Raw genomic sequence first — 22,279 nt, forward strand, 5'->3', positions numbered from 1 at the left:
CGCGGAAGGGCCGAAAAGCGCGCTCAGCTCGGCAAATCGTCGTCCAGGAGTTCGAGATCGGGCGGCACCAGGGTCGTGGACTCCACCAGTCCGCGCAGCAGGTTGTGCTTCAGGACGCTGTCGCTGGGGCCGCCGCCGTCGTCGCCCCGGGTCACCTGGTACGGGAATCCGCCGCGCGCCAGCCGCCGGCGGACGTCCTCGACCTTGTGCTCGATCCGGCGCTTGGTCCACGCGCTGCCGCCGGGCAGGAAGGCCAGCAGTTCGGCCGCCTGCCGGTACGACAGCGGGTGCGGATCCGACTCGTACTGCAGATACTGCTGTCCGAGGACGACGAGCAGCAGCCGCTCCTCGTCGCTGAGCGGCCAGCGCTTCGGCGGCAGCGTCTCGGCGCGGTGCCGCGGCACGCGACCGTCCTCGCCGGCGTCCGTGACGTACAGCTCGACCAGGTGCTCGCGGTGCCCCGAACCCTTGACGAACAGCGGTGTGTAGCCGGGGGCGAGGGGAATCGGCTCGGTGGTCAGGTGCATCAGACGGCCGCGGGGCAGCCGCACGAGCTGCTGCCCGGTGTTCCGCAGCCACCAGGTGCTGCGCTGGTACGACAGCTCGCCGTGCCGGCGGCTGACGCGCTGGTCGTCCTCGCCGACGCACAGGTCGACCTCGTCCTTGTCGCGTCCGAAGCTCACGACGCGCGCGGCACCGGGCGCGACCCGGATGCCGCCGGCGACGCTGCGGGCGTGCAGGGTGCCGGGCGGCGACGGCGCGGCACCGCGCGCCAGGCTCTCTCGCAGGGTCATCGCCGGCCTCCGGTCGCTCGCTGCGGTACGTGCCCCGCCAGTGTCCCGCGACTTCCGGGGACCGGTCCCCGAACGGTGCGACCGGGAAGGAACCCCTGGGTCCAGCCGGGAGTTCGAGCCGGAGAGTCGAGCCGGGGAGTTCAGCCGGGCAGGGCCCGGTGCAGCAGCTCCTGGAGGCGCAGGCCCCGGCGGGCGTCGAGGCCGCCGGAGCGGCCCGCGCGGACGGCCGCGGCGAACTCGCGGCGCAGCACGGGCCAGCACTCCTCGTGGTCCAGCCCGGCGGTGTCGTAGACGAGTGCCTCGCCGGGGCCGAACAGCTCGACGCGGGTGTGGGCGGCGGGCAGCCGGACGCTGCCGGACAGCGACGCCTGGCTGACGGCGCCGTTTTCGTGCTCGCAGGTCAGCTCGATCCAGCGGCGGGGGTCCCCGGTGCCGCGGACGGCGGCGACGGGGCCCACGGCGGCGTCGAGGAGGTCGAGCAGGTGCGGGCCGAGGTCGAGCAGGGCGCCGTGCTCCAGCCGCCAGGAGGTGGCGAACTCGCCGCCGAGGAAGGCGCCGTGCAGATAGCAGGAGCGGGCGCCGCTGACGTCGGCGGCGGCGGCGCGCCGCAGGAAGTCGCGGGTGGCGGGGTGGTACCGCTTGGTGAGCACGAGCTGCGAGACCACGCCGTGTTCCGCGACCGCGTCGGCGACGGCGCGGGCGGCGCCGAGGTCGGGCCCGAGCGGCTTCTCCAGCAGCAGCGCCTTGCCCGCGGCGGCGGCACGTACGGCCAGCCCGGCCTGGACGGCGGGCGGTACGGCGAAGTCGACGGCCTCGCAGCCGTCGAGCAGCTCCGCGAACGAGCCGGCGACCGCGGCGCCGTACGGCGCGGCGACCTCGGCGGCGGCCTCGGGGCGGCGGGCCCAGACGGCGGTCAGCTCGGTCTCGGGCCCGGCGGCGAGCATCCGGGCGTGCATCGCGCGGGCCCAGGGGCCGGCGCCGACGAGCCCGACCCGTACCGGCGTCGCCGCGGGGGGAGTTCGCGCGCCGGCCGTCATCGGGTCCGCTCCCCGGCACGGGCCGCCAGCCGCTCGTCGGCGCGGCCTGGCGCGTACAGGTGCTCGACCACCAGCGCCCCGGCGCCCGCGAGCCCGGCGCCGTCGCCGAGGCCGGAGGTGACGACCTGCAGATGTGCGGTGGTGCGCGGCATCGCGCGCTGGTACAGCAACTCCCGTACCCCGGTGAGGAAGGGCGTGCCGGCGAGGTCACCGACGATCATGAGCACGCCCGGGTTCAGCAGCGTGACGACCGTGGCCAGCACCTCGCCCACCCGCATCCCCGCCTCGCGCGCGAGCCGCACCGCGTCCGGGTGCCCGGCGGCCAGCAGGTCGCGCACGTCGGAGCCGGAGGTGGCGGGCACGCCGAGTGCGGCGAGCCGGCCGGCCAGCGCCCGCCCGCTGGCGACGGCGGCGAGGCAGCCGTACGAGCCGCAGGCGCAGAGGGCGTCCATCCCGTCGTGCAGCCGCACGTGCCCGATGTCGCCCGCGCCGCCGTCGATGCCGCGGTAGATGCGGCCGTCGACGACGACGCCGGCGCCGATGCCGGTGGAGACCTTGACGAGCACGAACGCGCCGCAGTCGGCGAAGCCGGCGCGCTGCTCCGCGTACGCCAGGAGGTTGGCGTCGTTGTCCACGAGCACCGGCACGTCCCCGGGCCCTTCGGCGTGCTTGGCGAAGGACCGCCGCATGTGGTCCTGGATCGGGTAGCCGTCCCAGCCGGGCATGATCGGCGGCTGCACGACGAGCCCGGTGTCGAAGTCCACCGGGCCGGGCACCGAGATGCCGACGCCGCAGACCTCGTCCGCGCCCCGCCCGGCCTCGGCGAGCAGCGGTCCGAACCAGCGCCCCAGCTCGTCGAGGACCGTCTCGGGACCGTCGCCGACGCGCAGCGCGCCGGTGCGCGCGGCCAGCGGCCGGCCGGCGAGGTCGAGGACGGCGGCGCGGCCGTGCCGGGTCTGCAGGTCGGCGGCGAGCACGACGGCGTGCTCGGTGTCGAACTCCAGTTGCACGGAGGGCCGGCCGCCGGTGGAGACCCCGGCGGCGCCGCGCAGCCAGCCGGCGGCGCTCAGCGCGTCGAGCCGGCCCGCGACGGTGGAGCGGGACAGGCCGGTGGCGTCCTGCAGCGCGGCGCGGGTGGTGGCCTCGCCGGTGCGGATGAGCTGGAGCAACTGCCCCGCGCTGGCCTGGTTGCGCATGTGTCTCTCTCCGGTCAGCTCTTGTCGGCGCCGCTGGTCAAACCCTCGGTGAGCAGGCGCTCCGCGGCGAAGAACAGCAGTACCACGGGGATGGTGAGGACCACGGAACCGGCCATGAGCACGGTCTTGGACACCTCGATGCCGTTGGAGAGCTGCGCCAGGCCCAGCGAGACGGTCCAGCTCTCCGGCTCGGCGGCGAGGAAGAGCAGGGCGAACAGGAACTCGTTCCAGGCGATCATGAAGACGTACAGCCCGGTGGCCATGAGCGAGGGCGCAGCCAGCGGCAGCACCACCTTGCGCAGCGTCTGCAGCCTGCTGCAGCCGTCGAGCGCCGCCGCCTCCTCGATGGAGGCCGGGATGGTGACGAGGTAGTTCTTCAGCATGTAGAGGGAGACTGGCACGGTCTGCGCCACGTACACGATCGCCAGGCCCACGAGGCTGCCGGACAGGCCCATGCGCGCGAACATCACGAACAGCGGGACGGCGAGCAGCGTGGCGGGGAACAGGTAGACGGCCAGGAACACCGCGCTGACCTGACGGCTGCCGAAGAACGTCAGCCTGCTGACGGCGTACGCGCCGGGCACGGCCGCGGCGAGCGTGAGGGCCACGGTGCCCAGCGAGACGAGCGCGGAGTTGAGCATCAGCTTCAGGAAGCCCTGGCCGCCGTCCTCGGTGGGCTTGAGCACGTCCCGGTACGTCGCGAGCGTGAGGTCCTTCGCCGACACCCACATCGACCCGGGGTCGACCAGCAGGGCGTCGATGGGCTTCAGCGACAGCATGACCATGTAGTAGAAGGGGACCAGAGTGATCAGCGCCAGGAACGCGATCACCACCCAGCGGAGCGTGCCGAAGAGGCGTTCCTCGAACCGCGCGCGCGTCATCACGCCTCCCCCTGGACCCGCTTGGCGAAGAACCTGAAGTAGATGCCCAGCAGCACCGTCAGCACGGCCGCGAGGACGAGCGCCTGGGCCGCGGCGGCTCCCACGTCGAAGCGCGAGGTGAGGAAGTCGTAGACGCGCACGGCGGCGACGTCGGTGCCGGCGCCGCCGCCGGTGAGCAGGTAGACGTCGTCGAACTTGTTGAACGTCATGATGAAGCGCAGCACGCACAGCAGCGCGATCACGGGCATGAGCTGCGGCAGCAGTACGTGCCGGAAGCGCTGCGAGATCGTGGCGCCGTCCACGGTCGCGGCCTCCTCCAGGGTGTCGGGCACGGCCTGCAGCCGGGCGAGGAGGAAGAGGAAGGCGAAGGGGAAGTAGCGCCATATCTCGAAGGCGATGACGGTGAGCAGGGCGAGCGGTATGTCGACGTGCCAGCCCAGCAGGTTCACCTCGTACTGCCGGGTGGACAGGAACGCGATCGGGTCGTCCCAGCCGAAGACGGACCGGCCCCACTCGTTGACGACGCCGTACTGGGGGCTCAGCGCCACCTCCCAGACGAACGCGACGGCGACGACCGGCGCGACGTACGGCAGGAGCATCGAGCCGCGCAGCAGGCCGCGGCCGCGGAACGGGCGGCGCAGCGCGAGGGCGGCGACGAGGCCGAGCAGCACGGATCCCGCGGTGGCGCCGACGGTGTAGACGAGGGTGGTGCCGAGGCTGGACCAGAAGCCGGCCGAGGCGAAGACGTCGGAGAAGTTCTCCAGCGACCAGTTGCCGAAGATCCCCATGCCCTGGATGTCGACGAGCTTGGCGTCCTGGAAGGCCAGCAGGACCGTCCAGAGGATCGGGACGATCACGACGACCAGCACCACCAGGAAGGTGGGGCTGACGAAGGCCAGTCCGGCGCGGTTCTCGCGGCGTGCGGCGGTCATGGGGCGGCGGGCGCGCGGCCGGCCGCCGGCGGGTGGGCGCGGGCCGGCGGACTCGGCTGCGCCGCGGCTGTCGATCGTGGTCATGTGCGGTGTCCTCGGTGAGGGTTCCTCGGGGGGAGAGAGGCCGGCCGGTTACTCAAGGGAGGTCTTCAGCGCGTCGACTTCCTCGTACGCCTCGCGCGCGGCCTCCTCGGGACTCGTCTGTCCCGAGGTCATGGCGCCGACGGCCTTGGCGACGGGCAGTTCGCCGTTGGTGGCGCCGACGAGCGCGCCCTCGCCCTGGTCGATGCCCCACCGCTTCATGTCCCCGACGCCGGCGACGAGTTGGTCGAGCAGTTCGGGGGAGAAGACCTCCTCCATGGACTTCCTGGTGTCGACGCCCATGTCGCTGGCGCGCCAGGCGTCGACGTAGCGGCCGGGCTGCTCGGGGGTGCCGGTACGGACCGGGATCTTGCCCTCGGGCGCCATGCCGAACCAGTCCTCGTAGCCGGCGCTCATCATGTACTCGATGAACTCGGTCGACGCCTCGGTCTCGGCGGTCCTGGTGGCCAGCCACGAGGTGATCTCGCCGAACTGGGCGGGCTCCGTGCCGCCCGGGCCCTTCAGCGAGGTGACGATGCCGCTGTTCGAGGCCAGGAACCCGGGGTCGTCCTTGCACGGGCCGCAGCTCGGCAGGGCGTCGTTGCGCAGCCCGGCCAGCTCGTCCAGCAGGAAGGAGGACCAGATGATCATGCTGGACTGGCCGGCGAAGTAGGTGGCGCGGGTGGTGTCGACGGTCTGCAGCCCGGGCGGGCCGTACTGCCGGGCGAGGGCGTCGTACGCCCCGAAGGCGGTGCGGCACGCCTTCGAGTCCAGGCCGATGTCGCCGGCGTCGTCGACGAGGTCGCAGCCGTTGGCGAGGGCCAGGTCCTCGAAGCTCTGCTGGGTGAAGACGTCGGCGGGGTCGGTGGCGACGGAGATGCCGTCGCGGCCCCTGACGTCCAGCGTCTCGGCGGCCTTGAGCAGGCTCGCGTAGTCGTCGGGTACGTCCAGTCCGGCCTCGCGGAACAGGTCCTGCCGGTACGCGACGATCTGCACCCAGGCGTCGGAGGGCACCCCGAGCCGGGTGCCGCCGTCGGCTGTCAGGCGCAGCCCGTTGGCGTCGAAGGTGTCCTCGCCGAGGCGGTCGACCACCTCGGCGGGGATGCGGGTGTCCAGCAGCTCGTTGCTGTACATCTGCCAGGCCTGGCCGAGCGGTACGGCGCCGATCACGTCCGGCAGGTCGCCGGCGGCGGCGGCCGACATGATGAGCTGCGGGAGCTGGTTCTCGTCCACGCCGACCAGCTCGACCTCGACGCCGCTTTCGTCCTCGAAGCGGTCGATGACCTTCCGGGTGTGGGCGATGCGGTCGGTCAGGCTCTCCTCCGACCACACGGTGATCTTCCGGTCGGGCTTGCCCGGGCCGGAGGCGTCGGTGGCGCAGCCGGCGAGCACACCCATGACGAGGGTGCCCGCGAGCAGGGCCGAGGTCGTCGACCGCCGGGTCCACGTGCGCATGTTCTTGATCCTTTGACTCTTCCCTGGATCGACTTAAGCGTTGGCGGACTGCATCACACCATTACTTTTTCATGTTGACAAGACATAAGTCTGAGATATCTTCGACGCAAGCCGTTAACAGCAGCGCCCCCGATCAGCCCCACCGGAGCACTCACCGTGGAACGCGTCGTCCAGTTCACCGCCCCCCGCCAGGTCGAGGTCGCCGAGCACGAGAGCGCCCCGCTGCCGCCCGGCCACCTGCGGGTCCGTACCCGGTACTCGGGCATCTCCGCCGGTACCGAACTCACCGCCTACCGGGGTACGAACCCCTATCTGACCCGCTCCTGGGACCCCGGCGCCCGGCTGTTCCGCGAGGACGCGGCGGGGCTTTCGTATCCGGTCGCCGGCTGGGGCTACTCCGAGGTCGGCGAGGTCACCGAGGTCTCCCCCGAACTGGCCGGCACCCCCGGCCTGCCCGTGGTGGGCGACCTGGTCTGGGGCATCTGGGGCCACCGCAGCGAGGGCGTCGTCCCCGCCGAGCGGATGGCCGGGCACACGCTGCCCGCCGGGCTCGACCCGCTCGCCGGGTCGTTCGCCCGGGTCGGGGCGATCGCCTACAACGCGGTCCTCGCCGCCGGCATCCACGTCGGCGAGGACGTCGCCGTCTTCGGGCAGGGCGTCATCGGGCTGCTCGCCACCCGGCTCGCCGCGCTGAACGGCGGCACGGTCACCGCCGTGGACGCCCTCGACGCCCGGCTGGACCGGGCCCGGGAGCACGGCGCGGCCCGTACGCTGAACGCCCGCACCGACGCGGTCGCCGAGGAGATCCGCGCGGCGGCCGGCGGCCGGGGCGCCGACGTCGCGATCGAGATCAGCGGCGCGTACGCGGCACTGCACGAGGCGGTGCGCTCCGTCGTCGTCGACGGCCGGGTGGTGGCCGCCGGCTTCTACCAGGGCGACGCGGTCGGGCTGCGGCTCGGCGACGAGTTCCACCACAACCGGGTCCGGCTCGTCTGCTCCCAGATCGGCGGCGTCCCGCCGGAGCTGGCCGGGCGGTGGGACCAGCAGCGGCTCCAGCAGACCTTCCTGCGGCTCGTCGCCGAGGGCCGGGTCGAGGTGCTGCCGCTGGTCAGCCACGTGGTGCCGGCGGAGGCGGCGGCGGAGGCGTACGCCCTGCTCGACGAGCGGCCGGAAGCCGCCCTCCAGGTCGTCCTGGAGTTCTGAGAACGCCGTGCCCCAGTCCGCACCTCCCCGCGCACGTCCGCGCACACAACCGCGCAGAAAGGCCGACCGCCCCACCATGTTCTCCCTCGCGGCCCAGGAACAACTGCTGCCCGGCGACACCCTCCAGCAGAAGTGGGAGTTCGCGCAGGCCGCCGGTTACGACGGCATCGAGCTGCGCGCCCAGGGCGACCTGCGCTTCCGCGCCCGGCTGCCCGAGCTGAAGCGGGCGCTCGCCGACGGCGTCGTCATGCCCACCGTCTGCGTCGAGATGCTCCACTTCTTCGGCGCCTTCGACGAGGGGCAGCGCCGCGACGCGGTGGCCCAGATGAAGTCCCAGCTCTCCGTGATCGCCGAGATCGGCGGCGTCGGCGCCCAGACCCCCGCGTCGTACGGGATGTTCTCCCGCCGGCTGCCGCCCTTCACCCCGCCGCGCGACGAGGCGGGCGACCGCGCCGTGCTGCTCGACGGGCTGGCCGAACTGGGCGAGCATGCACGCCGCGAGGGCGTCACGCTCTTCCTGGAACCGCTGAACCGCTACGAGGACCACATGGTCAACCGGCTGGAACAGGCCACCGAACTCATCCGCGCCACCGGCCTGGACAGCGTGCGGATCGGCATCGACAGCTACCACATGAACATCGAGGAGGCCGACCCGTCCGCGGCCATCCTCGACAACGCGCCCTGGATCGGCCACGCGCAGGTCTCCGACTCCAACCGCTTCCAGCCCGGCGCCGGCCACCTCGACTGGCCCGCCTGGCTCGGCGCGCTCCGGGCCGCCGGCTACACCGGCTGGCTCGCCGCCGAGTGCCGGCTGACCGGCGACCCGGCGGCGGCCGTCGCCGCCGTGCCGGGGTTCCTGCGCAGGGCCGGCGCATGACGGCGCTGCCCGCGGTGCCCGCGGAGGGCCGGAGCGCGACGGCGCTGACGGCGGCGCCCGGCGGCGGGGCGGGCGCCGGCCGCCTGGGGTGGCTACGCCCGGACGACCCGTGGCGGGCCGCCGCGGCGGTGCTGCTGGGCAACTGGACGGGGGCCTCGACCGTGCCGTCGCGCACGCTGTACCCGCACCAGTGGAGCTGGGACTCGGCGTTCGTGGCCATCGGGCTGCGGCACCTGTCGCCGCGGCGGGCCCAGCGTGAGCTGGAGATGCTTCTCGGCGCGCAGTGGGGCGACGGCCGCATTCCGCACATCGTCTTCAATCCGGCCGTGCCACACGCCGCGTACTTCCCGGGCCCGGACTTCTGGCGCTCCGCGGCGTCCTCCGCCGCGGGCGGCAGGAGCGCGGGGGCGCGGGCCGGCGCCCCCCGACACACCCAGACCTCCGGCATCGTGCAGCCGCCGGTGCACGCGCTCGCCGCGCTGCTGGTGCACCGGGCGGACCCGGCGGCCTCCGCCCGCCGCGGCTTCCTGGCCCGCGTCTACCCGCGGCTGCGCGCCTGGCACCGCTACCTCACCGTGGACCGCGACCTCGGCGGCGCCGGCCTGGCCGCGATCGTCCACCCCTGGGAGTCCGGGATGGACAACAGCCCCTGCTGGGACGGCCCGCTGGCCCGGATCGAGCCGGCCCCGGCGGCGTCGTTCCGCCGGGCGGACCTCGACCACGGCGATCCGGCGGACCGGCCGACGGATCTGGACTACGGGCGGTACGTCCGCCTCGCCGCCGACTATCGCGACGCGGACTACGCGGACGCGGGGGTGCGGCACGGCTTCGCCGTCGAGGACCCGTGCGTGAACGCGCTGCTGATCGCCTCGGAGGAGGCGATGGCGGAGATCGCGGCGGAGCTGCGTGCCACGGGGCGGCCGGTGCCGGCCGGCCCCGCGCCGCACCGGGAGCGGGCCGCGCGGCTGACCGAGGCGCTGGTCGCCCGCCTGTGGGACGCCGGGGCGGGCATCTTCCGCGGCCGCGACCTGCGGGCGGACCGGCCGATCGAGGAGTACGGCGTCGCCGGGCTGACCCCGCTGCTCACCGCCGGCCTCCCGCCGGCGGTGACGCGGGCGCTGCTGGACACCCTGGCGGGCGAGCACTTCCGCCTCGGCGAGCTGCCGCTGGTCCCCTCGTACGACCTGGAGGGGCGGGCGTTCGACCGCACCCGGTACTGGCGCGGCCCGGCGTGGTTCAACACCGCCTGGCTGCTGGAGCGCGGCCTGCGCCGGCACGGGGTGTCCGGGACGGCCGACGCGCTGCGGCGGGCGGTGCTCGACGGGGCGGCCGGGTCGGGCTTCGCGGAGTACGTGGACCCGCTCACGGGGGCGGGCCGGGGCGCGCGGGGCTTCAGTTGGACGGCGGCGCTGGCGCTGGACCTGGCGGCGGACGGCGCGGGTTGGCCGGGGCCGGGTCAGGGCGGCGGTCCCGGACCGGCGGCGGCGCGATGAGCGGCGACGGGCGGGTACTGCTCGCGCGGGACGGTACGTTCGCCGCGCTCACCCGCGGCGGCGGCGTGACGGGCCGCCGCGGCACCTCACCGGACGGGCTGTTCCGCCGCGACACCCGGCATCTGAGCCGCTGGCGCCTGACGGTCGACGGCGCGGAACCGGCGGTCCTGGTGCCGGCCCGCGACGGCGAACTCCCGGCCGCCTGCGTCCTCACCCCGCCGGGCGCCCGCGACGCCCCGGCGCCGTACACGGTCTTCCGCGAGCAGGCCGTCGCCTCGGGGGTGCTGCTGGAGCGGCTGCGTCTGGTCAGCAACCGCCCGGAAGCGGTGACGGCCCGGCTGGAGCTGCTGGCGGACGCGGACTTCGCGGACCAGTTCGAGCTGCGCTCGGACGGCCGCACGTACGCCCGCCCGGCGGACACGTCCCGGGACGAACGGGAGCTGCCGGACGGCGTGGAGTTCACGTACCGCCGCGGGGAGGGATGGCTGTCTCGTACGACGGTGAGATGCGCGCCGCCGCCGGACGAGGTGACCTCAGTGCCGGAGAAGGACGCGGCGGAGGGGCATCGGGCGGACGGGGACGGAGGCCGGTCCGGCGGCTGTGCGGGCGGAGACGCGGGCCGGGCGGGCAGAGACCCGGGTGGGCCGCGCAGGGAGGTACACCCGAAGCGAGGCGCGGGTCCCGGCGCCGGCACGGCCCGGCGGCTGGCGTGGACGCTGGCCCTCCCCCCGCACGGCACCGCGGAGCTGACCCTGCGCGTCGAGGCCCGGCCGCACGGTGCGCCGGACGTCGCGGCCCCCGCGTCCCCGGCACAGGCCGCCGCGGAACTCCGCGCCGGCATCGCGGCGTTCACGAACCCGCCGGCCGGGCCCGCGCCGGCCACGGGACCCGGGACAGCCGCCCCGGAACACGACCGCCTTGCCGGGCCGGCCGCCTCCGGCGGTTCCGGGCCGGGCGGCGCGACCAGCGCGCCCCACCACGCCACCGCCGGGCACCCGGCAGGTACCCACACCCCCGGGAGCGCCGGACCGGCCCCGGGTGCGGGCGCGCCGGAACACGACCGCGCCGGCGGCACGCCCGCCATCGCCACCGGCACCGCGCACGCCACCCCCGACCACCCCACCCGCACGGGCGCCCCGGGCGACGCCGCCCTCTCCCCCGCCGAGCGCGCCGCGCTCGCGCGCGCCTGCGCGCAGGGCCTCGCCGATCTCGCCCTGCTGCGGGTGCCCGCCGCCGGACCGCGCGGGGAAGCGCTCGCCGTGCCCGGGGCCGGAATTCCGTGGTTCCTCACGGTCTTCGGCCGGGACTCCGTGCTGACCTCCCTCTTCGCGCTGCCCTATCGCCCCGCCCTCGCCCGCGACACCCTCCTCGCGCTCGCCGCCATCCAGGGCACCCGCCACGACGCGTTCTCCGCCGAGCAGCCCGGCCGGATCGCGCACGAGGTACGCCACGGCGAGCTGGCCGCCTTCCGGCAGGTTCCGTACGGGCGTTACTACGGCTCCGTCGACGTCACCCCCCTCTTCCTCGTCCTGCTCCAGGCGTACGCCGAGACCACCGCCGACACCGGGCTCGCCGCGCGGCTGGAGCCGCAGGCGCGGGCCGCCGTGGGGTGGATGCTCGGCGACGGCGGGCTGGGGGAACGCGGCTGGCTGGTCTACACGCCCGACCCCGGCGGGCTGGTCAACCAGAACTGGAAGGACTCCGCGGGCGCCATCTGCTTCGCGGACGGCTCTCCCGCCGAGGGCCCCGTCGCCGTCGCCGAGGCGCAGGGCTACGCCTACGACGCCCTCGTACGCACCGCGCGGCTCGCCCGCGGCGTCTGGGGGGACGCCCCGTACGCCGACCGTCTCGACGCCGTCGCCGCCGAGTTGCGCGACCGCTTCCACCGCGACTTCTGGCTGCCCGACGAGGACTTCCCGGCGCTGGCGCTGGACGGCCGCGGGCGGCGGGTGGACGCGCTCGCCTCGGACGCCGGCCACCTGTTGTGGTCCGGGATCCTCGACGGGCCGCGCGGCGCGCGCACCGGGCGGCGGCTGCTGGCCGGCGACTTCTTCTCGGGCTGGGCGGTGCGGACGCTCGCGGCCGGTCAACTGCCGTACCACCCGCTGTCGTACCATCGCGGGAGCTGCTGGCCGCACGACAACGCCGTCATCGCCCTCGGCCTGGCCCGCTACGGACTCGGCGCCGAGGTCCGCACGCTGACCCGGGGGCTGCTGGCCACCGCGCAGGCGCACGGCTGGCGGCTGCCGGAGGTGCTGGCCGGTTACGGACGCAGCGACCACCCGGCACCCGTACCGTATCCACACGCCTGCTCCCCGCAGGCGTGGGCGGCGGCCACGCCACTGGCGCTGCTCACCGCAGTCTCCGGGGGCGGCGGAACCTGACGCCCGCCGCCCCCGGTCCCCCGCCGTGGCGTCTCGTCTGAGACGGGACCGGCGCTCCCGCATCGGGCGGCGGACCTCGTCGCGGGCCCGGCCGATCGCCGCCGCGCCCGCAGCGCGGCGGTCACCCCTCCGCTTCCTCCTCTTCGAGCATCGCCCGCGCCCGCGCCGCCCGCACCGCGGCCGACAGGCTGTCGATGTCGTACGCGCCGTGGTGGCGGCGTCCGTTGACGAAGAACGTCGGCGTGCCCGCGACCCCGCTGAGGTCCGCGGACTCCGTGTCCTCGTCGACCCGGCCCGCGCCGCTGCCGCCGTGCAGCGACCGGCTGAAGCGCTCGACGTCGAGGCCCAGGTCCGCCGCGTGCTCCACCAGATCCCGCGGCGTCAGCCGGTCCTGGCCGGCGAGCAGCCGGTCGTGCATCTCCCAGAACGCGTCCTGCTCGGCCGCCGCCTCCGCCGCCTCGGCGGCGAGCTGGGCGCTCGGGTGCACGTCGGTGAGCGGCAGGTGCCGCCAGACGTAGCGGACGTCGCCGAAGTCGGCGAGGAGGTCGCGTACGACGGGCTCGGCCATGCCGCAGTACGGGCACTCGAAGTCGCCGTACTCGACGACCGTGACGGGGGCCGCCAGCGGGCCGCGGATGTGGTCGCGCTCGTGGTCCACGGGTACGGCGAGGTCCACGACGACGGGCGCGGTGCCCATGAGCGCGCGGATGCGCCGCTGCTTCGGCAGCCGGGCGACGGCGAAGGCGACGCACGCGGTCACGACGCCCGAGCAGACGACGGCGGCGAGGATCCCGATCTTCGCCATCGCGAGCTGCTCACCGTCGAACGCCTTCGTGGCGATCAGCAGCGCGACGGTGAACCCGACGCCGGCGATGGTGCCCCCACCGGCGACCGCGGCCCAGCCGACCGGCGGGTGCGTCCGGCCGCGGCTCAGCCACGTCGTCAGCGCGGTGGCCCCGACGATGCCCACCGGCTTGCCCAGCACGTACGCCACCAGGACGCCCAGCGTCAGGGGCGAGGTGAACGCCCGCGACAGCAGCTCGCCGTCGAGCTGTATGCCGGTGTTGGCCAGGGCGAACAGCGGCACGATCAGATAGCTGCTCCACGGGTGGTAGATCCGCTGCAGCCGCTCGTTCGGGGAGATCGCCGAGGCGATGCCCTGCCGCGCCTCCCGCTCCAGCTCCGAGGTGGGCTGCTCCCGGAACGAGCGGAACAGCCCGCTGGCCCGCTCCAGCTCGCTGCGCGGCGCGGGGTAGGCGTTCGTGGCCAGCCCGATGAGCAGCCCGACGACGACCGGGTCGATGCCGGACTCCACGACGGCGACCCACATCGCGATTCCGAGCAGCGCGTAGACGGGGCCCCGCCGGCTGCCGGCGGCGCGCAGGACCAGGATCGCCGCGAAGAACACGGCGCCGGCGAGCAGTGCGGGCCACGTCAGGGAGTCGCTGTAGACGATGGCGATGACCGCCAGGGCGACGAAGTCGTCGACGACGGTGAGGGTGAGGACGAAGGTGTACAGCCGCCGCGGGAACCGCTTGCCGAGCAGGGCCAGGATCCCGAGCGCGAAGGCGGTGTCGGTGGACATCGCCACACCCCAGCCGGAGGCGGAGGACTCGCCGGCGTTGATGGCGAGGTAGATGAGCACCGGTACGAGCATCCCGGCGACGCCGGCGGCCATCGGCAGCGTGATCCGGCGCCGTTCCCGCAGCTCCCCCATGTCGAACTCGCGCCGCGCCTCCAGCCCGACGACCAGGAAGAACAGAGTCATCAACCCGGTGTTGACCCACTCGCGCAGATCCATGCCGAGGCTGCGGTCGCCCAGTTCGACGGACAGGTGGGTGCGCCAGAAGTCGGCGTAGCTGCCGGGGGCGGCGTTCGCCCAGACGAGGGCGGTGACGGCGGCGCAGACGAGGAAGGTGGCGCTGCCGCTCTCCGTGCGGATGAACGTCCACCGGGCCGAGGAGGTCGGGCCGGCGCCGGTCGTCCGGCTGGCGTCCTGCGCGGCGTCCGGCTGCGACATGCTCGGTCTCTCTCGTCTCGCGAACCGTGGTCGGCGGGAGGACCGGGGGGTGCCGCCACGGCCGATGGTACGTGGCGCGCACGTGCTGCCGGGGGTACGCGGCGCTCCGGCACGGCGGGCGGGTCACCGCTCGTCGCTACTCCTTGTCCTCGATCCAGCCCATGGTGCGTTGGACTGCTTTGAGCCAGTCGTTGTACTCGCGGTTGCGGGTGGCTTCGTCCATGCGGGGGGTCCATTCCGCGGCGCGGCGCCAGTTGGCGCGCAGGGCGTCGGTGTCGGGCCAGTAACCGACCGCCAGACCCGCGGCGTAGGCGGCACCCAGACAGGTGGTCTCGGCGACCAGCGGACGCACCACCGGCGCGTCCAGCACATCCGCCAGGGTCTGCATCAACAGATTGTTGGCCGTCATACCACCATCGACCTTCAAACTGCTCAGCTCGACACCCGAGTCCTTGGTCATCGCATCGACGATCTCCCGGGTCTGCCACGCGGTGGCCTCCAGCACCGCCCGCGCCAGATGCGCCTTGGTCACATACCGCGTCAGCCCCGCGATCACCCCACGCGCATCATCACGCCAGTACGGAGCGAACAACCCCGAAAACGCCGGCACGAAATACGCCCCGCCGTTGTCCTCCACACTCAACGCCAGAGTCTCGATCTCCGCGGCGGTGGAGATGATGCCCATCTGATCACGCATCCACTGCACCAGCGCACCCGTGATCGCGATCGACCCCTCCAGCGCGTACACCGCCGGCTGGGTACCGATCCGGTAGCCGACGGTGGTCACCAGCCCGTTCTCCGAGTGCACCGGCTCACCCGCGGTGTTCATCAACAAGAACGTGCCGGTCCCGTAGGTCGACTTCGCCTCCCCCTGATCGAAACACGTCTGCCCGAACAACGCGGCCTGCTGATCGCCCAGTGCGGAGGCGACCGCAATCCCCGTCAACGTCCCCGAAGCAGCCCGCCCGTAGACCTCCGCCGAAGACCGGATCTCCGGCAACACCGCCTGCGGCACCCCCATGGCCTGGCAGATATCCGCATCCCAGTCCAGGGTTTCCAGATTCATCAGCATCGTGCGCGAGGCGTTGGTGACATCCGTGACATGCACCCCCCGGCCCGGACCCCCGGTGAGGTTCCAGATCACCCAGGAGTCCATCGTGCCGAAGAGGATGTCACCGGCCTGGGCACGGGCCAGCAGCCCGGGCGTGTTGTCCAGCAACCACCGGATCTTCGGCCCCGCAAAGTACGACGCCAGCGGCAGACCGGTCGCGGCGCGGAAGCGGTCCTGGCCCTGGCTGCCGCCGAGCTGACGGCACAGCTCCGCGGTACGGGTGTCCTGCCAGACGATCGCGTTGGCGACCGGCTCCCCGGTGTTCTTGTCCCACAGCAGGGTGGTCTCACGCTGGTTGGTGATCCCGATGGCCTTCACATCCGCCGAGGTGATCCCGGCCTTGGTGACGGCACCGTCGACGACCTGCTGGACGTTGCGCCAGATCTCGTTGGCGTTGTGCTCCACCCAGCCGGGCCTGGGAAAGATCTGCTCGTGTTCCTTCTGGTCCACCGACACGATCCGGCCATCGGTGTCGAACACGATGCACCGGCTCGAAGTCGTCCCCTGATCGATAGCCGCAATGAACGGGCCGGGGCGCTGCGGGGAGGGGGCGCTGTCATCGTCGGTCACGGTCTGCTCCTGCTCCGAAACGTCGCATCGGTCGCCGGGACCGTGCCGCTGCGCCGGCACCCCGGCCCGTGGTGAGTACATGACCAGCGCGGAAACCCGCCGTCAACGACGCCCTGCCGACATTGTCGAACGAATCTGCTGCACCCCGCTTTCACCGGCGGGGCGCGGAGGCTTATGGTCGGCGCGTGCCAGGTCCGGTTCAGTCGGTTGAACGCGCGGCGGCGATACTGCACCTGCTGGCGCGCGGTTCCGGCCGCCTCGGGGTCAGCGAACTGGCCGCGTCCCTGGGCCTGGCGAAGGGCACGGTACACGGGCTGCTGCGGACGCTGCGGCAGGTGGGGTTCGTCGAGCAGGACCACGACACCGGCAAGTACCGGATCGGCGGCGCGCTCCTCGACCTCCGCTCCGGCCACGTCGACGCCAACGAGCTGCGCTCCCGGGCCCTCAACTGGGCCGACGGGCTGGCCGCCAGAAGCCGCGAGGCCGTGCGCATCGGCGTCCCGGCCGACGGGCGGGTCCTCGTCGTCCACCACGTCTTCCGGCCCGGGGACCCGCGGCAGACCCTCGACGTGTCCGCCAGACTGCCGGCGCACGCGACCGCGCTGGGCAAGGTGCTGCTCGCGTACGACGTGAACGCCGCGGCGGCGCTGGGCGCCACACCCCCGGCCGCGTACACCCCGCGGACCCTGACCGCGCCGGCGGTGATCCTCGCGGAGCTGCGGCGGATACGCGAGGCGGGCTGGGCCGGCGAGCACGGCGAACGGCGCCTGCAGGAGGCGGGGATCGCGGCGCCGCTGCGCGGTGCTGGCGGGCTGGTCGTCGGCGCGCTCGGCATCTCCGGACCGGCCGAGCGGCTCTGCGAGCCCTCCGGCACGCCGCGCCAGGACCTGGTGGGACTGGTGCTCGGCACGGCCCGGTCGGTCTCGCGGGATCTGAGCGCGTCCCGCAGGTGACGGCGGCGCGCGGCGGAGGAGACGACCGGACGGGCCAGGACGGGCAGACCGGGCAGGCGGGGCAGGCGGTAGGGACCGACGGAGCGGGGGCGGCGTGGTGCAGCGTTACGTGATGTCGGTGGACCAGGGCACGACGTCCACCCGGTGCATACTCTTCGACGCCCAGGGCCGGCTGGTCTCCGTGGCGCAGCGCGAGCACAAGCAGCACTTCCCGCGGCCCGGCTGGGTCGAGCACGACGCCGTGGAGATCTGGCGGAACCTGCGCCGGATCATGCCGCGGACCCTCGCCGAGGCGGGCGCGGACGCCGGCCAGGTCGTCGCGCTGGGCATCGCCAACCAGCGGGAGACGACGGTGCTGTGGGACCGGCACACCGGTCGCCCGGCCGCCCGCGCCGTCGTCTGGCAGGACACCCGTACCGACGAGCTCGCCGACCGGCTCGCCCGGGACCCGCGCGCGGACCGGGTGCGCGCTCTCTGCGGGCTGCCGCTGGCCACGTACTTCTCCGCGCCACGGATCCGCTGGCTGCTGGACGCGGCCCCGCGGCTGCGCGAGCGGGCGGAGCGCGGCGACGTGCTGTTCGGCACGATGGAGAGCTGGCTGATCTGGAACCTGACCGGCGGCCCCGCGGGCGGGCTGCACATCACGGACGTCACCAACGCCAGCCGCACGATGCTGATGAACCTGCGCAGCCTGTCATGGGACGACGAACTGCTGGACTTCTTCGGCGTGCCGAAGGCGATGCTGCCGGAGATCCGCTCCTCCACGCAGACCTACGGCACGACCACCGCCGTCGTGCCCGGCATCCGTATCGCCGCGGCGCTCGGGGACCAGCAGGCGGCGCTCTTCGGGCAGACCTGCTTCGCTCCGGGCGAGGCCAAGTGCACGTACGGTACGGGCAGTTTCCTGCTGCTCAACACCGGCGAGACCCCGGCCGCCTCCCGGCACGGGCTGCTGACGACCGTCGGCTTCAGGATCGGGGACGAGCCGGCGGTGTACGCGCTGGAGGGCTCGATCGCGGTGACGGGGTCCCTGGTGCAGTGGTTCCGGGACGGGCTGCGGCTGATCGACAGCGCGCCGGAGATCGAGACGCTGGCGCAGACGGTCGACGACAACGGCGGCTGCTACATCGTGCCTGCGTTCTCCGGGCTGTTCGCGCCGCACTGGCACAGCGAGGCACGCGGCGTGATCGCCGGGCTCACCTCGTACATCACCAAGGGACATCTGGCGCGGGCGGTGCTGGAGGCGACGGGCTGGCAGACGCGGGAGGTGGTGGACGCGATGAACGCCGACTCCGGTCTGACGCTCTCCGGCCTGCGCGTGGACGGCGGCATGACGGCGGACAACCTGCTGATGCAGTTCGTCGCCGACGTCCTCGACGTGCCCGTCGTACGGCCCATGATGGCGGAGACCGTCTCGCTGGGCGCGGCCTACGCGGCGGGACTCGCGGTCGGCTACTGGCCCGACCTGGAGGGGCTGCGGCGCAACTGGCACCGGGCGGCGCAGTGGCTGCCCGCGATGCCGGAGAGCCGGCGGGCCGCGGAGTACGCCAACTGGCGCCACGCCGTGGAGCTGACGTTCGGCTGGACCCGGCCGGCCGGGAGCCCGGCGCCGTCGGGGGCCGACGTGGTCGACCTGGTGCTGGCCGACCACCGCAGGGTGGAGCACCTGCTGAGCGCGCTGCGCGACGAGGGGGCGGACCGGCACGCGGTGCTGCACGAACTGGCGGCGCTGCTGGTCGCGCACGCGGAGGCCGGCCGGGCGGCGGCGCACGCCGGGGCCGGCCCGGCGGCGCACGTGCTCTGCCCCGACGACGGCGCGCACGGGCCGGCGGCGCTCGCCCGCGACCTGCTGGCGCTGCTGCGCCTGGACACCCTCGCCGGGCCGGAGTTCGACGCGGCGCTGGACCGGCTGGGCGCCGTCGCCGCCGGGCACGTCGCCGCGGGCGAGCGCGTCCACCTCAACGCGGTACGCCGCGGCGCCTCCGCGCAGGAGCGTGCCGTCCTCGGCCGGGCGTACGCCGTGGCGCGCGGCCGCCTGCTCGCCTCCGGCGGCGACGGCACCACACGGGTCGCCGCGCTGGCGGGCGAGTCCGACGGCTAGCCGCGCGCTTCCGCGGGCCTGCGGTCAGGCGCCGGTGGTGCCGCGGTCCGCGACGAGGTCGTCGAAGTCCCCCTCCTTGGCTGCCCGCAGGAACGCGGCCAGCCCGGCGGGGCCGTAGACCAGAGCGGGGCCCCGCGGATCCCGCGAGTTGCGCACCGCGACCTGACCGCCGGAGAGCCCCGCCAGCTCCACGCACTCGCCGTTGGGGTTGCTGTGGTTGCTCTTGCGCCACTCGACGGTCCCCAGCCGGCCGGCGGGCACACCGTTGTCGACCTGCATGGCTGCTCCCTCCAACTGATCTTCTGCGTACTGTACTTGTGTCTGTGCTTGCGGATGCACTTACAGATGAAATTTCATCGAGCTCTCACCGAGGGGTCGGCACGCGATGGCGCACGGTGATCGAATCCGGCCGGAGTACCGTGCGGAAGCACGAAGAGGCCCGGTGGACCAGCGGATCCACCGGGCCGGAAGCGGGCGGGCGCCCGTCAGGTGGCCTGCAGGAGCCGCCGCAGGAACGCGTCGGTGCTCGTCCCTTCGGTCACCGGCGCGGCCAGCCGGTCGACGGCCAGGCGGTGCCGCTCGACGTCGTCGGGATCGTCGAGGTAGAGCGCGCCGGTGAGCTGTTCCAGGTACGCGATGTCCGGCAGGTCCGCCTCCGCGAAGCGCAGCAGCGTCACCGAGCCGGCCAGCGCCGTCGCGGCGGAGGTGCGCAGCGGCACGACGTGCACCGCGATCTCCGGGAACTCCGGGCTGTGCAGCCGGATCAGATGGCGTATCTGCTCGCGCATCACCGCCGGGCCGCCCACGCTGCGCAGCAGCGCACCCTCGTCGATGAGCTGCCAGCAGCGCGGCGGATCGGGCCGGGCGAGCACCTGCTGGCGGCGCTCCAGCAGGTCGACGCGGCGGGCGACGGCGTTCGGGCTGTCGTCCGGGTACGTCAGGCGCGCCAGCGCGGCCGCGTAGGCGGGGGTCTGCAGCAGGTCGGGCACGCGGTGCGACTGATAGCCGCGGATGAGCGTCGCGGCCTCTTCGAGCCCGAGGTACGTTTCCAGCCAGCGCGGCGTCAGGTCGCCGTACTGCTGCCACCAGCCGGGGGTGTTGGCGCCCCGGGCCAGCGCGAGGTACGCGTCGCGCTCCCGGATGTCGGTGACCCCGTAGAGCGTGAGCAGGTCCGCGATGTCGCGCTCCTTGCAGCCGCCCTGCCCGCGCTCCAGCCGGCTCATCTTGGGCACCGAGGCCCGGATGGCCTGCGCGGCCGCGTCGAGTCCGACGCCGCGCCGCATCCGCAGTCTGCGCAGCCGCGAGCCGAGGACGATCCGCCGGATCGTGGGCCCGCCCCGGCCGGGGTCCGTGCCGCCGCCGGGCAGCCGCCGCCCGCCGGCCACCGGTACTGACGCCGCCATCTCCCCTCCCCCGCCGGTCGGTTCACCATCCCGTCGCCAGCGCGGAATAATACCCGCCCGCGGACACTTTCCCGAACCTTCGTCCGGTTTTCGACTACCGGACCGGACGCCCGGGCGGGTCCGCGTGCGGGCGGAGATCAGCCGCTGGCGCCTGGTTCGTCCACGGACTCGTGCCAGCCCCCGACGACGATGCGCGCGAGCCAGCCGAAGAACCAGAAGACCAGGACGCCGAAGAGCGAGGAGACCAGCACCGCCGCGAGCAACTGCTCGGACTGCAGCCGCGACTGGTAGAGGTCGATGAGCACCCCGATGCCCGGCTGCCCCTGGCGGAAGAAGAAGTCGCCGACGATCGCGCCGACGACGGACATCCCGGCGGCGATGCGCAGTCCGGTGAAGATGTGCGGCAGCGCGGCGGGCAGTTGGAGCTTCCACAGCCGGGTCAGCCGGCTCGCGTTCTGGAGCCGGAACAGGTCGTGGTACGACGCGTCGGCGGAGCGGATGCCGAAGAGCGTGCTGGTGAGGATGGGGAAGAAGGCGATGATGACGCAGACCAGCACCCGGGTGGAGAACCCGTACCCCCACCAGAAGCCGAAGAGCGGGACCAGGGCGAGGATCGGCGTCACCTGGAGGACGACGAAGTACGGGAAGAGGGAGCGCTCCAGCCACCGGGCCTGGCTCATCAGGATCGCCATGGCGATCGCCCCGGCCGCCGAGATGAGCAGCCCGAGCGAGGCGACCTGCGAGGACAGCAGCAGGGCGTCGAGGAGTTCGGCGCGGTTGTCGCCGTCGAGGAACCCCACGCGCACCACGTCGTGCGGCGGCGGGAAGAGGAAGCGCCGGTCCTCGGCCAGCACCACCATGCTGATCAGGTACCACACCCCCACGGCGGCGCCGGCCACCAGCACGGCCGGCAGCCTGCGGAGCAACGGGCGCAGGTTCATGGCTTGACGGCCACCAGCGTGTAGGCGTTCCCCTCGGTACGGTCCGGCGGGCGGGGACGCCAGCGGTGCGCGACCACCACGCCGGGCTCGACCGGCTCCCACCCCTCGATGATCCGCTCCAGCTCGGCGCGCCCGCGCTGCACCATCGGCGTCGCCCCGCGCGCCCACACCTCGGTGAGCCGCTCGACCCGGGAGTCGAGTTCCGCAGAGATCTGGGACACGGCGAGGTGGCTGCCCGGGACCACCCCGCGGCGCACCCGCGCCACCAGATCCGCCGGATCGTCCTTGTCGGACAGGAAGTGCAGCAGACCGACCATGAGCACGCCGACGGGCCGGTCGAAGTCCAGCACGGCGCGCGCGTCCGGATGGCTGAGGATCAGCTCCGGCTGCCGGACGTCGCCGGCGAAGGCGACGGTCAGAACCCCGTCCGTGTGCAGGGCCTGCATGTGCGCCACGGCGACGGGGTTGTAGTCGACGTAGGCGACCCGGGTGTCGGGGGCGATCCGGTGCGCGATCTCGTGGACGTTGGGCATGCGCCGCTGCGGCAGGCCGCAGCCGATGTCGAGGATCTGGCGGATGCCCGCCTCGGCGACCAGGTAGCGCACGGCCCGCTCCAGGAACAGCCGCTGGGCGCGCACCCGCATCTTCACGTCCGGCATGAACGTGGATTCGACCTCGTCCACCAGCGCGCGGTCCGGGCCCAGGTTGTCGCTGCCGCCGAGGTGGTAGTCGTACGTGCGGGAGGCGTGGGCGGCCGTGGGGTCGGGCAGGGGCGACGTGCCGTGCGGCCCGTCGGCTATGCCGTTGTCGCTCATGAACCTCTCCGCGTCGGCCGCGTACGGCCGTG

At 73.9% G+C, this 22,279-nt stretch carries 18 protein-coding genes; 6 read left to right on the forward strand and 12 right to left on the reverse strand.

All coding sequences use genetic code 11. From position 1 onward, the window contains the following. Positions 1–23: 23 nt before the first annotated feature. The 6 genes from O7599_RS02780 to O7599_RS02805 form a co-directional block, all read right to left on the reverse strand. Complete coding sequence (locus tag O7599_RS02780) at positions 24–794, reverse strand: FHA domain-containing protein (protein ID WP_281620457.1); 771 nt, start codon at positions 792–794, stop codon at positions 24–26. A 140-nt stretch (positions 795–934) separates the two neighbouring features. After that, a complete protein-coding gene (locus O7599_RS02785; RefSeq protein ID WP_281620458.1) occupies positions 935–1,831 on the reverse strand; it encodes a Gfo/Idh/MocA family oxidoreductase in 897 nt (298 codons plus the stop codon). Next, positions 1,828–3,027 (reverse strand): ROK family protein, encoded by a 1,200-nt coding sequence (locus tag O7599_RS02790; RefSeq protein WP_281620459.1) that lies wholly within the window; start codon positions 3,025–3,027, stop codon positions 1,828–1,830. The genes O7599_RS02785 and O7599_RS02790 overlap by 4 nt, the downstream gene beginning before the upstream one ends. Before the next feature lie 14 nt (positions 3,028–3,041). After that, positions 3,042–3,908: a carbohydrate ABC transporter permease gene (locus O7599_RS02795; RefSeq protein ID WP_281620460.1), complete on the reverse strand. Its 867-nt coding sequence runs from the start codon at positions 3,906–3,908 to the stop codon at positions 3,042–3,044. Then, positions 3,908–4,924 (reverse strand): sugar ABC transporter permease, encoded by a 1,017-nt coding sequence (locus O7599_RS02800; protein ID WP_281620461.1) that lies wholly within the window; start codon positions 4,922–4,924, stop codon positions 3,908–3,910. The genes O7599_RS02795 and O7599_RS02800 overlap by 1 nt, the downstream gene beginning before the upstream one ends. A gap of 48 nt (positions 4,925–4,972) precedes the next feature. Then, positions 4,973–6,376 carry an extracellular solute-binding protein gene (locus tag O7599_RS02805; protein ID WP_281620462.1) on the reverse strand — a complete coding sequence of 468 codons (1,404 nt, stop codon included), beginning with the start codon at positions 6,374–6,376 and terminating at the stop codon, positions 4,973–4,975. A 156-nt stretch (positions 6,377–6,532) separates the two neighbouring features. Here O7599_RS02805 and O7599_RS02810 point away from each other — a divergent pair, with 156 nt between their 5' ends. The 4 genes from O7599_RS02810 to O7599_RS02825 all read left to right on the forward strand — a co-directional run bounded on the left by O7599_RS02810 (position 6,533) and on the right by O7599_RS02825 (position 12,333). Continuing rightward, positions 6,533–7,579 (forward strand): zinc-binding alcohol dehydrogenase, encoded by a 1,047-nt coding sequence (locus O7599_RS02810; protein ID WP_281620463.1) that lies wholly within the window; start codon positions 6,533–6,535, stop codon positions 7,577–7,579. Positions 7,580–7,655: 76 nt separating this feature from the next. Further along, complete coding sequence (locus O7599_RS02815) at positions 7,656–8,456, forward strand: sugar phosphate isomerase/epimerase family protein (RefSeq protein ID WP_281620464.1); 801 nt, start codon at positions 7,656–7,658, stop codon at positions 8,454–8,456. 5 nt (positions 8,457–8,461) lie between these two features. Then, the gene (locus O7599_RS02820) at positions 8,462–9,949 is read left to right on the forward strand and encodes a hypothetical protein (protein WP_281623261.1); all 1,488 of its coding nucleotides are present in this window, start codon (positions 8,462–8,464) and stop codon (positions 9,947–9,949) included. Next, positions 9,946–12,333 carry a glycogen debranching N-terminal domain-containing protein gene (locus O7599_RS02825; RefSeq protein WP_281620465.1) on the forward strand — a complete coding sequence of 796 codons (2,388 nt, stop codon included), beginning with the start codon at positions 9,946–9,948 and terminating at the stop codon, positions 12,331–12,333. Before O7599_RS02820 ends, O7599_RS02825 begins: the two co-directional genes overlap by 4 nt. A gap of 121 nt (positions 12,334–12,454) precedes the next feature. Here O7599_RS02825 and nhaA read toward each other — a convergent pair whose 3' ends face one another. Together nhaA and glpK (O7599_RS02835) are read right to left on the reverse strand one after the other, a co-directional pair. After that, positions 12,455–14,353 carry a Na+/H+ antiporter NhaA gene (nhaA, locus tag O7599_RS02830; protein ID WP_281620466.1) on the reverse strand — a complete coding sequence of 633 codons (1,899 nt, stop codon included), beginning with the start codon at positions 14,351–14,353 and terminating at the stop codon, positions 12,455–12,457. Between the two features lie 136 nt (positions 14,354–14,489). Further along, positions 14,490–16,034, reverse strand: a complete 1,545-nt coding sequence (glpK, locus tag O7599_RS02835; RefSeq protein WP_281620467.1) for a glycerol kinase GlpK — start codon at positions 16,032–16,034, stop codon at positions 14,490–14,492. 185 nt (positions 16,035–16,219) lie between these two features. Here glpK (O7599_RS02835) and O7599_RS02840 point away from each other — a divergent pair, with 185 nt between their 5' ends. Beyond that, the gene (locus O7599_RS02840; RefSeq protein ID WP_281620468.1) at positions 16,220–16,987 is read left to right on the forward strand and encodes an IclR family transcriptional regulator; all 768 of its coding nucleotides are present in this window, start codon (positions 16,220–16,222) and stop codon (positions 16,985–16,987) included. 94 nt (positions 16,988–17,081) lie between these two features. Then, entirely contained in the window at positions 17,082–19,088 is a 2,007-nt protein-coding gene (gene glpK, locus O7599_RS02845) for a glycerol kinase GlpK (protein ID WP_281620469.1), read from the forward strand. 24 nt (positions 19,089–19,112) lie between these two features. Here the strand turns inward: glpK (O7599_RS02845) and O7599_RS02850 are convergent, their stop codons facing one another. The 4 genes from O7599_RS02850 to O7599_RS02865 form a co-directional block, all read right to left on the reverse strand. Continuing rightward, positions 19,113–19,367 carry a DUF397 domain-containing protein gene (locus O7599_RS02850; RefSeq protein WP_281620470.1) on the reverse strand — a complete coding sequence of 85 codons (255 nt, stop codon included), beginning with the start codon at positions 19,365–19,367 and terminating at the stop codon, positions 19,113–19,115. A gap of 206 nt (positions 19,368–19,573) precedes the next feature. After that, positions 19,574–20,473, reverse strand: a complete 900-nt coding sequence (locus O7599_RS02855) for a DUF5753 domain-containing protein (RefSeq protein WP_281623262.1) — start codon at positions 20,471–20,473, stop codon at positions 19,574–19,576. 155 nt (positions 20,474–20,628) lie between these two features. After that, complete coding sequence (locus O7599_RS02860; protein WP_281620471.1) at positions 20,629–21,432, reverse strand: ABC transporter permease; 804 nt, start codon at positions 21,430–21,432, stop codon at positions 20,629–20,631. Beyond that, complete coding sequence (locus O7599_RS02865) at positions 21,429–22,247, reverse strand: SAM-dependent methyltransferase (RefSeq protein ID WP_281620472.1); 819 nt, start codon at positions 22,245–22,247, stop codon at positions 21,429–21,431. The genes O7599_RS02860 and O7599_RS02865 overlap by 4 nt, the downstream gene beginning before the upstream one ends. Positions 22,248–22,279 lie beyond the last annotated feature (32 nt).

The sequence above is a fragment of the Streptomyces sp. WMMC500 genome, from assembly GCF_027497195.1.
Taxonomy (GTDB): domain Bacteria; phylum Actinomycetota; class Actinomycetes; order Streptomycetales; family Streptomycetaceae; genus Streptomyces.

Bases quoted from the DNA above. Each gene is read 5' to 3' on its own strand.
- O7599_RS02815 (WP_281620464.1), top strand. From the start codon at position 7,656: ATGTTCTCCCTCGCGGCCCAGGAACAACTGCTGCCCGGCGACACCCTC.
- O7599_RS02850 (WP_281620470.1), bottom strand. From the start codon at position 19,367: ATGCAGGTCGACAACGGTGTGCCCGCCGGCCGGCTGGGGACCGTCGAG.
- O7599_RS02825 (WP_281620465.1), top strand. From the start codon at position 9,946: ATGAGCGGCGACGGGCGGGTACTGCTCGCGCGGGACGGTACGTTCGCC.
- O7599_RS02790 (WP_281620459.1), bottom strand. From the start codon at position 3,027: ATGCGCAACCAGGCCAGCGCGGGGCAGTTGCTCCAGCTCATCCGCACC.
- O7599_RS02805 (WP_281620462.1), bottom strand. From the start codon at position 6,376: ATGCGCACGTGGACCCGGCGGTCGACGACCTCGGCCCTGCTCGCGGGC.
- nhaA (WP_281620466.1), bottom strand. From the start codon at position 14,353: ATGTCGCAGCCGGACGCCGCGCAGGACGCCAGCCGGACGACCGGCGCC.
- O7599_RS02795 (WP_281620460.1), bottom strand. From the start codon at position 3,908: ATGACGCGCGCGCGGTTCGAGGAACGCCTCTTCGGCACGCTCCGCTGG.
- O7599_RS02800 (WP_281620461.1), bottom strand. From the start codon at position 4,924: ATGACCACGATCGACAGCCGCGGCGCAGCCGAGTCCGCCGGCCCGCGC.
- O7599_RS02860 (WP_281620471.1), bottom strand. From the start codon at position 21,432: ATGAACCTGCGCCCGTTGCTCCGCAGGCTGCCGGCCGTGCTGGTGGCC.
- O7599_RS02785 (WP_281620458.1), bottom strand. From the start codon at position 1,831: ATGACGGCCGGCGCGCGAACTCCCCCCGCGGCGACGCCGGTACGGGTC.
- O7599_RS02865 (WP_281620472.1), bottom strand. From the start codon at position 22,247: ATGAGCGACAACGGCATAGCCGACGGGCCGCACGGCACGTCGCCCCTG.
- O7599_RS02780 (WP_281620457.1), bottom strand. From the start codon at position 794: ATGACCCTGCGAGAGAGCCTGGCGCGCGGTGCCGCGCCGTCGCCGCCC.